The organism is Actinocorallia aurea (assembly GCF_054783995.1).
Genome location: NZ_BAAGPQ010000015.1, coordinates 95,938 through 108,178, shown reverse-complemented (window position 1 = coordinate 108,178; position 12,241 = coordinate 95,938). Strand labels below are relative to the sequence as shown.

General features: G+C 72.8%; 14 protein-coding genes. 10 read left to right on the top strand and 4 right to left on the bottom strand.

Going from position 1 to position 12,241, the window contains the following annotated elements:
- Positions 1–100: 100 nt before the first annotated feature.
- Entirely contained in the window at positions 101–604 is a 504-nt protein-coding gene (locus tag ACYVOM_RS20180; protein WP_460304969.1) for a MarR family winged helix-turn-helix transcriptional regulator, read from the bottom strand.
- 126 nt (positions 605–730) lie between these two features.
- Here ACYVOM_RS20180 and ACYVOM_RS20175 point away from each other — a divergent pair, with 126 nt between their 5' ends.
- Positions 731–1,168 carry a MarR family winged helix-turn-helix transcriptional regulator gene (locus ACYVOM_RS20175; RefSeq protein ID WP_460304968.1) on the top strand — a complete coding sequence of 146 codons (438 nt, stop codon included), beginning with the start codon at positions 731–733 and terminating at the stop codon, positions 1,166–1,168.
- Positions 1,169–1,188: 20 nt separating this feature from the next.
- Entirely contained in the window at positions 1,189–2,052 is an 864-nt protein-coding gene (locus ACYVOM_RS20170; RefSeq protein WP_460304967.1) for a haloalkane dehalogenase, read from the top strand.
- A 604-nt stretch (positions 2,053–2,656) separates the two neighbouring features.
- Here ACYVOM_RS20170 and ACYVOM_RS20165 read toward each other — a convergent pair.
- On the bottom strand, positions 2,657–3,058 hold the full coding sequence (locus ACYVOM_RS20165) for an NUDIX hydrolase (RefSeq protein WP_460304966.1): 402 nt from the start codon (positions 3,056–3,058) through the stop codon (positions 2,657–2,659).
- 312 nt (positions 3,059–3,370) lie between these two features.
- Between ACYVOM_RS20165 and ACYVOM_RS20160 the strand changes: the two genes are divergently transcribed.
- Positions 3,371–4,030 carry an HAD family hydrolase gene (locus ACYVOM_RS20160; protein ID WP_460304965.1) on the top strand — a complete coding sequence of 220 codons (660 nt, stop codon included), beginning with the start codon at positions 3,371–3,373 and terminating at the stop codon, positions 4,028–4,030.
- Between the two features lie 112 nt (positions 4,031–4,142).
- Here ACYVOM_RS20160 and ACYVOM_RS20155 read toward each other — a convergent pair whose 3' ends face one another.
- Positions 4,143–4,622: a nuclear transport factor 2 family protein gene (locus ACYVOM_RS20155; RefSeq protein ID WP_460304964.1), complete on the bottom strand. Its 480-nt coding sequence runs from the start codon at positions 4,620–4,622 to the stop codon at positions 4,143–4,145.
- 128 nt (positions 4,623–4,750) lie between these two features.
- Here ACYVOM_RS20155 and ACYVOM_RS20150 point away from each other — a divergent pair, with 128 nt between their 5' ends.
- The 4 genes from ACYVOM_RS20150 to ACYVOM_RS20135 all read left to right on the top strand — a co-directional run bounded on the left by ACYVOM_RS20150 (position 4,751) and on the right by ACYVOM_RS20135 (position 7,961).
- Entirely contained in the window at positions 4,751–5,326 is a 576-nt protein-coding gene (locus tag ACYVOM_RS20150) for a hypothetical protein (protein ID WP_460304963.1), read from the top strand.
- A gap of 39 nt (positions 5,327–5,365) precedes the next feature.
- Positions 5,366–6,538 (top strand): sensor histidine kinase, encoded by a 1,173-nt coding sequence (locus ACYVOM_RS20145; protein WP_460304962.1) that lies wholly within the window; start codon positions 5,366–5,368, stop codon positions 6,536–6,538.
- Positions 6,535–7,197 carry a response regulator gene (locus tag ACYVOM_RS20140; protein ID WP_460304961.1) on the top strand — a complete coding sequence of 221 codons (663 nt, stop codon included), beginning with the start codon at positions 6,535–6,537 and terminating at the stop codon, positions 7,195–7,197. The genes ACYVOM_RS20145 and ACYVOM_RS20140 overlap by 4 nt, the downstream gene beginning before the upstream one ends.
- A 380-nt stretch (positions 7,198–7,577) precedes the next feature.
- On the top strand, positions 7,578–7,961 hold the full coding sequence (locus tag ACYVOM_RS20135; protein ID WP_460304960.1) for a hypothetical protein: 384 nt from the start codon (positions 7,578–7,580) through the stop codon (positions 7,959–7,961).
- A 47-nt stretch (positions 7,962–8,008) separates the two neighbouring features.
- Here ACYVOM_RS20135 and ACYVOM_RS20130 read toward each other — a convergent pair whose 3' ends face one another.
- Positions 8,009–8,890 (bottom strand): LysR family transcriptional regulator, encoded by an 882-nt coding sequence (locus ACYVOM_RS20130; RefSeq protein WP_460304959.1) that lies wholly within the window; start codon positions 8,888–8,890, stop codon positions 8,009–8,011.
- Positions 8,891–8,990: 100 nt separating this feature from the next.
- On the opposite strand from ACYVOM_RS20130, the gene ACYVOM_RS20125 reads away from it, so the two are divergent.
- From ACYVOM_RS20125 to ACYVOM_RS20115, 3 genes are all read left to right on the top strand, one after another.
- Complete coding sequence (locus tag ACYVOM_RS20125) at positions 8,991–9,707, top strand: SDR family oxidoreductase (RefSeq protein ID WP_460304958.1); 717 nt, start codon at positions 8,991–8,993, stop codon at positions 9,705–9,707.
- Positions 9,708–9,940: 233 nt separating this feature from the next.
- Complete coding sequence (locus tag ACYVOM_RS20120; RefSeq protein WP_460304957.1) at positions 9,941–10,579, top strand: TetR/AcrR family transcriptional regulator; 639 nt, start codon at positions 9,941–9,943, stop codon at positions 10,577–10,579.
- On the top strand, positions 10,576–12,201 hold the full coding sequence (locus ACYVOM_RS20115) for an acyl-CoA dehydrogenase family protein (RefSeq protein WP_460304956.1): 1,626 nt from the start codon (positions 10,576–10,578) through the stop codon (positions 12,199–12,201). The genes ACYVOM_RS20120 and ACYVOM_RS20115 overlap by 4 nt, the downstream gene beginning before the upstream one ends.
- Positions 12,202–12,241: the final 40 nt, after the last annotated feature.

The following is a 12,241-nucleotide window of genomic DNA, read 5'->3' as shown; positions in this document are numbered from 1 at the left end:
CAGACTGGTACACCGTACGACTGTTTACACCGTATGCCGTCAAACCTCCAGGCTTCGGGTGTGAAGTTCTGCCACTGAAAGGTCCCGGTCTGGGGCCCCGTCAGGCGTCCCAGGAGTTCTGGGCGCTCTGCTGATGGTGCTCGCGCAGCCGCAGCAGCAGCTCCACGAGCAGTTCCCGTTCCGCGGGGGAGAGCGGGGTGAGGACCTGGTCCTGCAGCTCGTTCTGGAGCTCGTCGAGGCGGCCGAGGCGTCGACCGCCCTGCGCGGTGAGCGAGATGACGTTGCGGCGCTTGTCCTGCGGATCGGGCGTGCGCTCGACGAATCCGCGCTCGGCCAGCTCGTTGAGCAGGCCCACCATGTCGCTGCGGTAGATCCCGGTGCGCCGGCTGAGATCGGCCTGGCTGGCCGGGCCGAACTCCCGCAGGGAGGCGAGCACCGCGTAGTGCCACTTGCGCGAGTCCGCCGCCGCGAGCCCCGCGCCGACGACGCGCTCGGCGTCCGCCGCGGCCATCGCGAGCAGCCTGCTCGGCAGCCTTCGCAGCCTCTCGGGGGTCTTCGTCGACCCGGCTGGGGTGGGTTCCGCGTTCTCGTCCGAGCTGGCCATGCGGAGAGTGTAGCCGGATTTGTGTTAGTTGGACTAACGATGTAAGTTCGTTCGTGGCTTGAACGTTAGTCAAATCAACGTTAGAGTTTGAAACGTTAGCCGCTGGAACAGAGGATCGGAGCCGTCATGAACGCCATCGTCGCCCCGCCCTTCGGCAGCGCCCTCATCGGCCAGACCGAGAAGGCGCTCAACGCCCTGCTCGCCCGAGGGCTCGCCGGCACCGGGCTCACGGAGCCGCAGTGGGTCACCCTGACCCTCGCCGCCACGGGGCCCGCCGCAGCGGACCGTGCGGAGCTGATCGCCCGCGTCGGCCGCGCCACCCGGTTCCCCGAGCCGGCCGTCGCCGCCCGCCTTTCGGAGCTGACCGCCGCGGGCTTCCTCGCCGCCGATGCCGAGGACCGGGTCAGTGTCACCACCGAGGGCACGGCCCGCTGGAGCGGCATCCGCACCGAACTGGGCGCGGTCGGCGAACGCCTGTGGGGCGACCTCCCACCCGAGGACCTCGCCGTCGCCCAACGCGTCCTCGCCACCGTCCTCGCCCGCGCCGACACCGTCCTGTCCTGAGCACGGCAAGGAGCCCCGCCATGCCCGTCATCGACGTCCTCGACTCGACCATGCACTACGTCGAACAGGGAGAAGGCGCGCCCGTCGTCTTCCTGCACGGCAACCCGTCCTCTTCGCACACCTGGCGCAAGGTGATGCCCGGCCTCGCCGGGTACCGGCGGATCGCGCCGGACCTGATCGGCATGGGCGGCTCCGGCAAGCCCGACATCGCCTACCGCTTCGCCGACCACGCGCGCTACCTGGACGCCTTCCTCGAAGCCCTCGGCCTGGAGGAGGTCATCCTCGTCGGCCACGACTGGGGAGGCACGCTCGCCTTCGACTGGGCGGCCCGCCACCCGGGCCGTGTCCGCGCCGCGGCCTTCTTCGAGACGATCGTCCGCCCCTTCGCCTCTGCGGAGCTCTCCGAGGGGGCCCGCGCCCGCAGCGCGATGCTGCGCTCCCCCGAAGGTGAGGCCCGCGCCCTCGGCTCGACCTTCCTCATCGACACCGCCTACACCGGCGGAGTCCTCACCCCGCTCACCGAAGAGGAGATCGCCCCCTACCGCGCGCCCTACCCGACCCCCGAGACCCGCCGCCCCCTTCTCACCTGGGCCCGCTCCATCCCCGTCGACGGAGACCCCGCCGACGTCGCGACCCGCCTGAGCGCCGGCGTCGCATGGCTCCGCACCACCCCGGAGATCCCCAAACTCCTGCTCACCTTCGACTCCTCCCCGACCCTCCTCATCACCCCGGAAGTCGCCGCCTGGTGCAAGGACGCCATCGCCGCCCTCGACATCCACCACTGCGGCCCCGCCGGCCACCACGCCACCGAAGACCAGCCCGAAGCCATCGCCCACACCCTCTCCACCTGGCTCCTTCGAGCAGTCCCTCACCCCCACCCATGACCCCGCCCACCCCACCCTGCTCCCAAGCCAGCACCCCGGCCCGCTCCCAAGCCAGCACTCCGCCCAGCCCCCAAGCCAGCACTCCGCCCAGCCCCCAAGCTGGGACATTGGGTCGCTCTCAGCTGGAACGCCGCGCTGCGCCCCTGCCGCTTGCTCGCTCTGCTCCCAAGCTGTAACGCCGCGCTGCTCTCGAGCAGGGACCCAGCGACGCAGATGGGCCAAAACCTGCGACGCAGCTCATCGGCGGCATCAGCGAAAGGCCCCGCGGCCGCCGCCCGTCCCCGAGCGGCCGGGCCTGACCGGACAACGGTGGGGCAGGCGGCCGTCCTCGCCACCGAGGCTCGGGGATGGGTCGATCACAGAAGCCGGAGCCTGTCGCGCCCGCATCGTCCCGGCCCTCAGGCCAGAGGAATGCGGGCGGGGACGGGGTGGGACAGCGGCGGCCCAGGCGCTGTGGACGGGGGCCGAGGCGGTCGGCGGTGCGGCGAGCGTGGCTGCTGCGCCGGTGCCGGTATCGGCGGAGTAGCCGTGATCGTCGCGGTCAGGTGCTCGCTGTGTGGCGGGGATCCGGCGGAGCGGTGAGGCGCTCGGGTCCGGTGCGGGGTCAGCGGAGGAGGTCGGCGTGGTGGAGATGGTCGAAGATGAGCTGGTCGACCGGCGAGACCCGGGGACGGTCCTCGTAGGAGAGCCAGAGGAGTTCCTCGACCTCGTTGCCGGCGGCAGGGGTGCCGCGGTGTTCGGCGGTGTAGCAGGTCATCCGCACCACGGTTCCGGGGGCGTGCCCGTGTGCCTGCGCCTCGAAGACCCCGAGCAGCGAAGCCGTCACCGGAAGGACCGAGATCGACAGCTCCTCCTCGATCTCGCGGACGAGCGTGTCGAGGTCGCTCTCTCCGGGCTCCCGCTTGCCCCCGGGCAGGTAGTACACGTCCTTCCCGCGCGACCGCGTACTGAGGACGCGCCCATCCTCCAGATGAATCCACGCGATCTTGTCCACCACCACGGCCATGAGCGACTCCTCCGTTCCGACGTTCCCGGAACCGTAGCCCCACCCACCCCCATCGAAAAGCACCTTGCCCGAAACGCCGTTGATGAGCCGCGATCGGAGGCGCCCGCACCCTTGTTCGCGGTCGGTTCTTCACAGGCCGGCACGCGCCGCACGAGGCGGACCCGGGTGTCGACAAGGGGCCCGAAACGGCTGTCGGATGCCTCGAGACCGAGGGATCTCCCGTCGAAGGATCCCGGGCGCGAACGCGTCGGTGACCAGCGGCTCCACAGGGGTTCCCGCCACGACGGGGCGCGCTCCGGATACGCTGGGTGGATGGGAGCGGCACTGTTCGATGTCGATGGGACGCTGACGGACACGACCTACCATCACGTGCTGGCGTGGTGGGAGGCCTTCGGACAGGTGGGGCGCCGGGTCGCCGCCGCCGACATCCATCGGGCGATCGGGTTGCCGTCGGAGAAGCTGCTGGACCGGCTGGCGCCCGAACGCGATCGGGATGAGGACGAGGTTCTGCTCGGCGCGCACGGGGCGCTGTTCGGGGCCTACCGGCAGCGGGTGACGGCCTTGGCCGGGGCGGCGGAGTTGCTGCACGCGTGCAAGGAGCGCGGTCTGACGGTGGTTCTCGCGACCTCGGCGGATCCGCGCGAGCTCGGTGTGCTGCGCGCGGCCCTCGACGCGGAGGGCGCGCTGGACGCCGTCGACGAGGTCACCTCGACCCAGGACGTCTCGGAAGGCAAACCCGCTCCCGACCTCGTGCACCGGGCGCTCGCGCTCGCCGACGCGTCTCCTTCGGAGGCCTTCTTCGTCGGCGACAGCGAGTGGGACATGCAGGCGGCCGTGCGCGCCGGGGTCACGCCCGTCGCCGTCCTCACCGGGGGCATCGCCGAGGCGGCGCTGCGCCACGCGGGCGCCGCGCACGTCGCCCCGACGCTCCCGGCCCTGCAGGAAGCCCTTCCGGCCCTCCTGCCACGCTGACACCGCGCTCTTCGCTCGCGCCGCCCGAGCCGGCACCGCGCTCCTCGCCCGGACACCGGGCTCTCGGCCCGCGCTCCGCGCCTGCGCGCCCTGCCGTCTCGGGGCCGCGGGGTCAGGGGGCGGGCGGAGTGGTGAGGTGGAGGCCTGCGAGGGAGTCGAAGGGGAGCATGGCTTCGTAGAGGCGGGTGTATCCGGTGTGGGTGATGCGCCAGACGCCGTCGTCGCGGCGGTAGCGGTCGGCGTAGTAGGCGGCGCCGCGGACCAGGGTCTTGAAGGGGGTGGCCAGGACGGTGTCCTCCAGGCACCAGGTGGCCTCAGCCGTGTCGCCGTCGACGGTGATCTCCGGGTGGTGGCAGACGTGGACCGTCGTGATGCCGGGGGCGAGGGCGCCGCTGAGGTACTCGACGATCGCGGCCCGGCCGGAGAAGCGCAGCGGGCCCTCGCCGACGTGGGAGCCGTAGTCGGCGGTGGCGTCGGGGGCGAGGGTGTCGGCGAACTCGTCCCACAGCTTCAGGTCGAGCGTTCGCAGGTACCGGTACTTGAGCCTCTGGATGTCCTCCACCGCCGCCAGGCGGGCTGCTGTCGCGTCCATGGACGGCAAACTAGAACGTGTTCTCATCCGGGGCAAGGCCCGCCCGGCTTCTCAGCCGAGCGGGGGAGGCCGGAGATGGCTCGCTCCGGCGATGCCCCGGGACGGGTCCAGCGGCGAGGATCAACGGCATGAACAAGAACCTGGTCTTCGTCGCGGCGCCCCTGCTCACCACCGCCTACGGGCTCATCCGCGTCCTCGACGGACGGGACGGCGAGCGCGGCCCCGGCCTCGCCTGGACGTCCGGGCACCTCGCCTTCCTCGCCGCGCTGGCGCTCTTCGCCGTCGCGCTGTGGGAGATGCGCAGGCGGGCGGGGCGCGGCCCCTTCGCCACCGGGACGGTCGTCGTGGCGCTCGCCGGCGCGGTCTGCGCCGCCGTCCAGTTCGGGATCGACCTCGTCGCCGGGGCGCTCGCCTCCGACCACGCGGAGATGGGGGAGTTGACCGACAAGGTCACGTCCGCCCCCGGGGTCGAACTCATCGTCTACGTCGTGGGGCCGATCCTCTTCTACGCCGGGCTGATGGTCGCGGCCTGCCACCTCACGGCCGTCGGGGAACTGCCCGCGTGGGCCGCGGGGCTCGTCGTGCTCAGCGTCCTTGCGGCGTTCGCGAGCAAGGACATGATCCCGGTCGCGGGCCTGCTCATGGCCGCCGGGCTGGCCCCGCTCGCCCGGGGCGAGCAGGCCTCCGTCACCCTCGCCGCCTGACCCGACCGATCCGTGAAGACTGTGGCAGAATCCAGCGCCGTGTTCGCTTCGACGGCTCTTGTCCGGGCGCGCCGTCTGGCGGGGTCGCCGTGGGCGGACGCGGCGCTCGCGCTCGTCCTGGCCGCCGCGCAGACCGCGCCGCTGCTGTCCAAGAGCAGCGAGACAGGGGAGCCCTGGCATTGGTGGGGTTATGCGACCGCGATAGGCGCGTCGCTGCCTATCGCGGCGCGCAAGCGGGCTCCCGTGACCGTGCTGCTCGTGTGCGGCCTCGTCTCCTCGCTGTACGACCTCGCGGAGCCGCTCGCGTCGCAGCCCCTCTGGTATGGCGTGCTCGTCGCGCTGTACGGGATCGCCGCCGAGTGCCCGCCGAAGGTGCGGCTGACGATCTTCGGGGTCATCTGCGGTCTGGGCCTCCTCACCGTGGGCTCCGCCGACACGGCGGCCCGAGGCATCGTCATGTACTTCGCGGCCTACGCGCTCGGAAGGGCGGCGGCGGGGAACCGCGCGCAAGCCGAGGCGGCGGAGGAGCGTGCCGCGAGGCTCGAACGGGAGCGCCGCATGGACGCCGAGCGGGCCGCCGAGCGCGAGCGCGCGCGCATAGCCCGCGACATGCACGACGTGCTCGCCCACTCGATCAGCCTCATGGTCGTGCAGGCCGAGGCGGGCGCGGCCGTGGTCGAGGCGGCGCCCGGAAGGGCGGCGGGCGCGTTCGAGGCCATCGCCGGCACCGGCAGGGACGCTCTGGAGCAGCTCCGCCGGATGCTGTCGGTCCTCAAGGACAGCGACGACGCCCGCACCCCGCAGCCGACCGTCGGGGACGTGCCCGCGCTCGCCGAACGGGTCCGGGGCGCAGGGCTGGAGGCCGTGTGCGCGGTCGAGGGCGAGCCGCGCGCCCTGCCCGCCGACTGCGGGGTAGCCGCCTACCGGATCGTCCAGGAGGCGCTGACGAACGTCGTCAAGCATTCGGGGGCCGCCCGCGCCGAGGTGCTGCTGACCTGGCGCGACGACGCGCTGGAACTGCGCGTGCGCGACGACGGCAGGGGCGTGTCCAGCACGCTGCCCTCGGGCGGGCACGGGCTGATCGGCGTCCGGGAACGCGCCGCGGCCTGCGGCGGCACGGCCACGGCCGGGCCACGCGGTGACGGCCTCGCGGGATTCGAGGTGAGCGCGCGGCTGCCCGCCGCGCGGGACGACAGGACGGTGGCACGGTGATCCGCGTGGTGGTGGCCGACGACCAGGAGCTGGTCCGGGCGGGGTTCGCGATGATCCTCGACACCCAGCCGGACATCGAGGTGGTCGCCGAGGTGGGCGACGGATTCGCGGCGATAGGCGCGACCCGGGAGCATGTGCCCGACGTCGTCCTGCTCGACATACGGATGCCCGGCATGGACGGTATCGAGGCCGCCCGCGTCATCTGTGCGGAGACGTCCTCGCGGGTCGTGATCCTCACGACGTTCGGGCAGGACGACTACCTCTTCGACGCCCTGCGCGCCGGAGCGAGCGGCTTCCTCCTCAAGGACGTGCGCCGTGACGACCTTGTCCACGCCGTACGCGCCGTCGCCTCGGGGGACTCCCTTCTGGCCCCGTCCGTCACCCGTACTCTGATCGCCGCCTTCGCCTCCGGGATGGCGACCCTGCCTCCCCAGACGTCACGGCTCGACTCCTTGACGGCCCGGGAGACCGAGATCCTTCGCTTTCTCGGTACGGGGCTCTCCAACGCCGAGATCGCGGCCGCCCTCGTCGTCAGCGAGCACACGGTGAAGTCCCATGTCAGCAACGTGCTCGCGAAACTCGCCCTGCGCGACCGGGTCCAGGCCGTCATCGCCGCCTACGAGACGGGTCTCATCCAGCCCGGCGCGCCGCGGACCTGACGCCGCGGCGGGCACCGCGGAGACACGGATCATCGCCCGTTCCTGCACATTCGCTCATCTTTCGTGATCTGCGGTCGCGGTGGCGTGCGGATTCGTCATCCGGCTCCGAGTTCCGGTTCCTTTTCCGCGTTCGCCGCCAAGATGGTTCACCTTTCAATGCTCCTCCGTTCGCCCCTGCCTGACGATGGTTTCGCATCGTCCCTGGTCAGGGTATCGGCGTTCCGATGAAGACGCAGGTGGAGGCCCTGTTCTCGAAGGGCCGCCCCGGTGAATGCGGAATGGCCGTGTGGTGAATGATGTGCGCGCGGCCTTTCGTGAATGGGCGAGCCGGGTCAAGATCGTGGCGTTTGGAAATGGCAGGCTCCGAAAAGGGGGAAGCTATGCACAAGCTCGTCAAAGGCGCCGCGGTGGGCCTGGGGGCCGCCGCGGTCCTCGCGCTCGCCCAGCCCGCGTCCGCCGCCTCGTTCGGCCCCGTCTCCGTCGGCGACGGGACCGTCGGCTACAACGACGGCACCGACTCCTTCTGCGCGGCGGCCTACAACACCGAGGGCGCCCGCTGGGTCCAGGTGACCCTCGTGCCGATCAGCCAGGCCGGCCCCACCCTCACGTGGACCGACTACAACAGCTACTACGGCGACTCCGGCAGCACCTGCCGCAGCCTGGCCACCGCCTACGAGGACACTTACTACCGCGCCGACATCCGCACCTACTGGGGCGAGCGCGGCACCACCGTCACCCGGGCGGACCGCTTCTTCTACAGCTGACCCCTTCGCCGCGCCGCGCTCCCGCCCGTGGGCGCGGCACGGCGCGTTCAGGCGCGGGTCAGGGGCGCGTGTATCGCGAGGAGGTCGAGGAACGCCGTGGTGAGCGGGTCGGGGGCGGCGCGGGTGTAGGCGGTGAGGGGGCGGGTGACGGGTGGGGACGGGCGCAGCACCCGGGCGGTGACGCCGGAGGGCACGATCGTGGACGGGACGAGGGCGGGCCCGAGGCCCGCGGCGGCCAGGAGGGGCACGGCGGCGGTCTGCTCGGCGCGCAGCGCGACCCTCGGCCGGAAGCCCGCGGCGGCGCACGCGGCGTCGAGGAAGTCGGCGAGGCCGTTGCCCGGGGCGTAGTGCACCCACGCGCGGTCGGCGAGCGCGGCGAGACCTGCCTCGGGGCCGTCCGGCAGGGGGTCGTCCGGCGGCAGGACGAGGACGAACTCCTCCTCGCCGAGGTCGCGCACCGGGCCGTCCCAGGACGCGGGGCGCGGCCCGACCGCCGCGTCGGCCTGCCCCTCGCGCATGGCGGCGGCCAGTTCGTCGGCGTGCCGGTGTTCGAAGAGGCGCAGCGCCGCGTTCGGGCGCGCCTCCCGCCAGGCCCGCAGCACCGGGGGCAGCACGCCGAGCGTGATCGAGTAGACCGTGGCCACCCGCAGTTCCGCGGGCTCCAGACCGCCCGCGTGCCGTGCGGCGGTCCCCGCGAGGCCCGCCGCGGCCAGCGCCGCGCGCGCGTGCGGGAGCATCGCCCGGCCCATCGGCGTAGGCCGGGTCGCGCGCGGCAGCCGCTCCAGCAGCGGACCGCCCAGGGACGTCTCCAGCGCGCGGATCTGGTGCGACAGGGCCGGCTGCGTGACGTGGAGCAGCTCGGCCGCCCGCGTGAACGAGCCGGTCTCGACGACCGTGACGAGGTACTCGAGCTGGCGCAGCGTGGTCATGAGCAGAGTTTATCGATCCGGTGAAAAACATGCCTTGGACTTATCTCGGCCTCCGGGCCAGCATCGACGAGTCGGAGAACCTCCAGTGAAAGGAAGCGCCATGGACGCGCTGCACGGCAAGAGACTGATCATCGTCGGGGCCGGGTCCCACACCGGAAGGGCACTGGCCGTGGCCGCGGCGAAGGCCGAGGCCGCCCTTGTGCTGGCCGGCCCGGACCCCGACCGGCTGGCGGAGACCGCCGCGCTGGCCGGGGGCGGCGAGACCGTCCGGGTGGACCTCGCGGACGAGGCGTCGATCGCCGCGCTCGCCGCGGCCGCGGGGCCCTTCGACCACCTCGTCTCGACCGCGGCGATGCCCGCGAACGGACCGGTCGCCGCGCTCGACCTCGCCGCGGTGCAGCGGGCGTTCGCGGCGAAGGTCTTCGGCCCGCTCCTGCTCGCCAAGCACCTCGCGGCCTCGGCCCGTCCCGGCGGATCCTTCACCTTCTTCTCGGGATTCGCCGCCTGGCGGCCGGCTCCCGAGCGGACCGTCATGGCCACCGCGAACGGGGCGCTGGCGTTCCTCGTCCAGGCGCTCGCCGTCGAACTGGCCCCGCTGCGCGTCAACGCGGTCTCGCCCGGCATCGTCGACTCCGGAGCCTGGGACGGTCTCGCCGACCGGAAGTCGGACTTCCTGTCCGCCGCGGCGTCCCGCACGACCGTCGGCCGCGCCGGCTCGGTCGACGACCTCGTCCAGGCGGTCCTCTTCGCCATCGGCAACTCCTACGTCACCGGCACCACGGTCCATGTCGACGGCGGCGCCCGCTTCGCCGCGTAGGGCGCCTTCCGGGGCGGGGTGGCGGCTGGGAAGGCCGGTGAAGTTCACGGGAAGCGCAGGGCTCGCCCTTTGGCCGGAGGCGCTGAGCCCGTCAGCGCCTCCGGCCGCTGGGACCGCTCGGGCGGGGCGGTGATCAGGAAGAAGGTGGTCGGTGACCCCTTGCGCCGTGGGTTGAACTGAGGTTCAATTCTTCGGGTAAGGATTGAAGGTGGATTCAGATCTTGGGGGGCCCGGTGGCCTATCGGGCTACGGAGGCGACGCGGCGCAACGCCGAGGCGAAGCGGGCGGGGTTCCTGCGCGCGGCGCGGGAGCTGATGGCCGACCGGGGATTCGGCGCGGCGACGGTCGCCGCGATCGCCGCCGCGTCCGGGACCAGCGTCGGGTCGGTCTACTCGTACTTCGACGGGCGGGAGGACCTGCTCGCCGAGGTGTTCCGCAGCGCGGCGGGCCACGAGCTGGAGGCCGTCCGCAGAGCCGTCGCCGAAGCCGGGACGGACCCACGAGCACGGCTCGACGCGGTCATCAGCACTTTCGCCGGGCGCGCCCTGCAAGGCCGCCGGATGGCCTGGGCGCTGCTGTTCGAGCCGGTGACGCCCGCCGTGGAAGCCGAAAGGCTCGTCTACCGCAGGTCCTACACCGAGCTGCTCGCCGAGATCCTCCGCGACGGCGTCGCCGCCCGCGCCTTCGCCGCCCAGGACGCGTCCCTCGCCGCCTCCGCGGTGATGGGCGCGATCTCCGAGGCGCTCATCGGCGGCCTGCGCCCCGCGGACGGGAACGAGCCCGGCCCGTCCGCACCCACCCCTGACGCCGCGATCGTCGAAGGCATCCGCCTGTTCTGCTTCCGGGCCCTTCGAGCTGAGGAGACGCTGTGACCACCACCCATGAGGTCTTCAACCAGGCGCCGCCGCGCGTCGACGTCAACGAGTTCCTGACGAACCAGGCGCTGGTCGAGGCCGTCAAGCGGTACGACGCGCAGTGGGCGGCGGGCGGCCTCGACGCCGTGGGCGCGCTCGTGGGCCGGGCCGACTTCCAGCGCGACGCCGAACTCGCCAATACGATCACTCCCGTCTTCAACAGCCACGACCGCTGGGGCCACCGCGTCGACGCCGTCGACTTCCACCCGGCCTACCACCGGATCATCGGCGCCGCGATCGAGCACGGCGCGCACACGTCCTGCTGGTCGGACCCGCGCCCCGGCGCGCACGTCGCCCGCGCGGCGACGTTCATGCTGTTCGCGCAGATCGAGCCGGGCCACGCCTGCCCGGTGTCGATGACGCACGCGGTCGTGCCGTCCCTGGAGCTCGCGCCGGAGCTGGCCGAGCAGTGGATCCCGCGCGTGTACTCGCGCGTCTACGACCCGGAGCTGCGCGACCCGGCGACGAAGCAGGGCGCCGTCTTCGGCATGGCCATGACGGAGAAGCAGGGCGGCTCCGACGTCCGCGCCAACACCACCCGGGCGGTCGACGCCGGCGACGGCACCTTCCGGCTCACCGGCCACAAGTGGTTCTGCTCCGCGCCGCAGTCCGACGCCTTCCTGGTGCTCGCCCAGGCTCCGGGCGGCCTCTCGTGCTTCCTCGTCCCGCGCGTCCTGCCCGGCGGCGAGCGCAACGTGTTCCGCATCCAGCGGCTGAAGGACAAGCTCGGCAACAAGTCCAACGCCTCCTCCGAGATCGAGCTCGACGGCACCCACGGCTGGCTCGTCGGCGAGGAGGGGCGGGGCGTGCGGACCATCATCGAGATGGTCGGCCAGACCCGCCTGGACTGCGTGCTCGGCAGCGCCGCGGGGATGCGCCAGGCCGTCGCCGAGGCCGCCTGGCACACCCGGGGCCGCGCCGCGTTCGGCGCGACCCTCATCGACCAGCCGGCGATGACCGCGGTGATCGCCGACCTCCAGCTGGAGGCCGAGGCCGCCACCTGGACGGCGCTGCGCCTGTCCGCCGCCTACGACCGCGACGACGCCGAGTCCGCCGCGTTTCGCCGACTGGCCACCGCCGTCGCCAAGTACTGGATCTGCAAGCGCGGCCCGAACCACGCCTACGAGGCGCTGGAGTGCCTGGGCGGCAACGGCTACACCGAGCAGTTCCCCCTCGCCCGCCGCTACCGCGAGCAGCCCGTCATGGCCGTGTGGGAGGGCTCCGGCAACGTCATCGCCCTCGACGTGCTGCGCGCGATGTCGCGCGAGCCCGATTCCGTCGCGGCGGTGGACCGCGAACTCGCCTCCGCGCTCGGCCAGTACCCGGTGTACGACGCGCACGTCGCGGCGACCCGGGCGCTGCTCGGCCGCGTCGCCAAGGACCCGGCCGCCGCGCCCGCGCTGGCCCGCCGCGTCTGCGAGGCGCTCGCCCTCGGGCTCCAGGGCGCCGTGCTGATCAAGGAGGCGCCCGCGGCGGTCGCCGACGGGTTCGTCTCGGCCCGCCTCGGTGAGGACCGCAGCCTCGAGTACGGCGCCCTCGACACCTCGCTCGACCTCGCCGCCATCGCAGCCCGCGCCTGACGCCGCCCGCGCCCGTCCCCGCGCGGCGCGCGCCGGTTCC

Coding starts and splice junctions, on each gene's coding strand:
- ACYVOM_RS20180 (WP_460304969.1), bottom strand. CDS start 604: ATGGCCAGCTCGGACGAGAACGCGGAACCCACCCCAGCCGGGTCGACG.
- ACYVOM_RS20175 (WP_460304968.1), top strand. CDS start 731: ATGAACGCCATCGTCGCCCCGCCCTTCGGCAGCGCCCTCATCGGCCAG.
- ACYVOM_RS20170 (WP_460304967.1), top strand. CDS start 1,189: ATGCCCGTCATCGACGTCCTCGACTCGACCATGCACTACGTCGAACAG.
- ACYVOM_RS20165 (WP_460304966.1), bottom strand. CDS start 3,058: ATGGCCGTGGTGGTGGACAAGATCGCGTGGATTCATCTGGAGGATGGG.
- ACYVOM_RS20160 (WP_460304965.1), top strand. CDS start 3,371: ATGGGAGCGGCACTGTTCGATGTCGATGGGACGCTGACGGACACGACC.
- ACYVOM_RS20155 (WP_460304964.1), bottom strand. CDS start 4,622: ATGGACGCGACAGCAGCCCGCCTGGCGGCGGTGGAGGACATCCAGAGG.
- ACYVOM_RS20150 (WP_460304963.1), top strand. CDS start 4,751: ATGAACAAGAACCTGGTCTTCGTCGCGGCGCCCCTGCTCACCACCGCC.
- ACYVOM_RS20135 (WP_460304960.1), top strand. CDS start 7,578: ATGCACAAGCTCGTCAAAGGCGCCGCGGTGGGCCTGGGGGCCGCCGCG.
- ACYVOM_RS20130 (WP_460304959.1), bottom strand. CDS start 8,890: ATGACCACGCTGCGCCAGCTCGAGTACCTCGTCACGGTCGTCGAGACC.
- ACYVOM_RS20125 (WP_460304958.1), top strand. CDS start 8,991: ATGGACGCGCTGCACGGCAAGAGACTGATCATCGTCGGGGCCGGGTCC.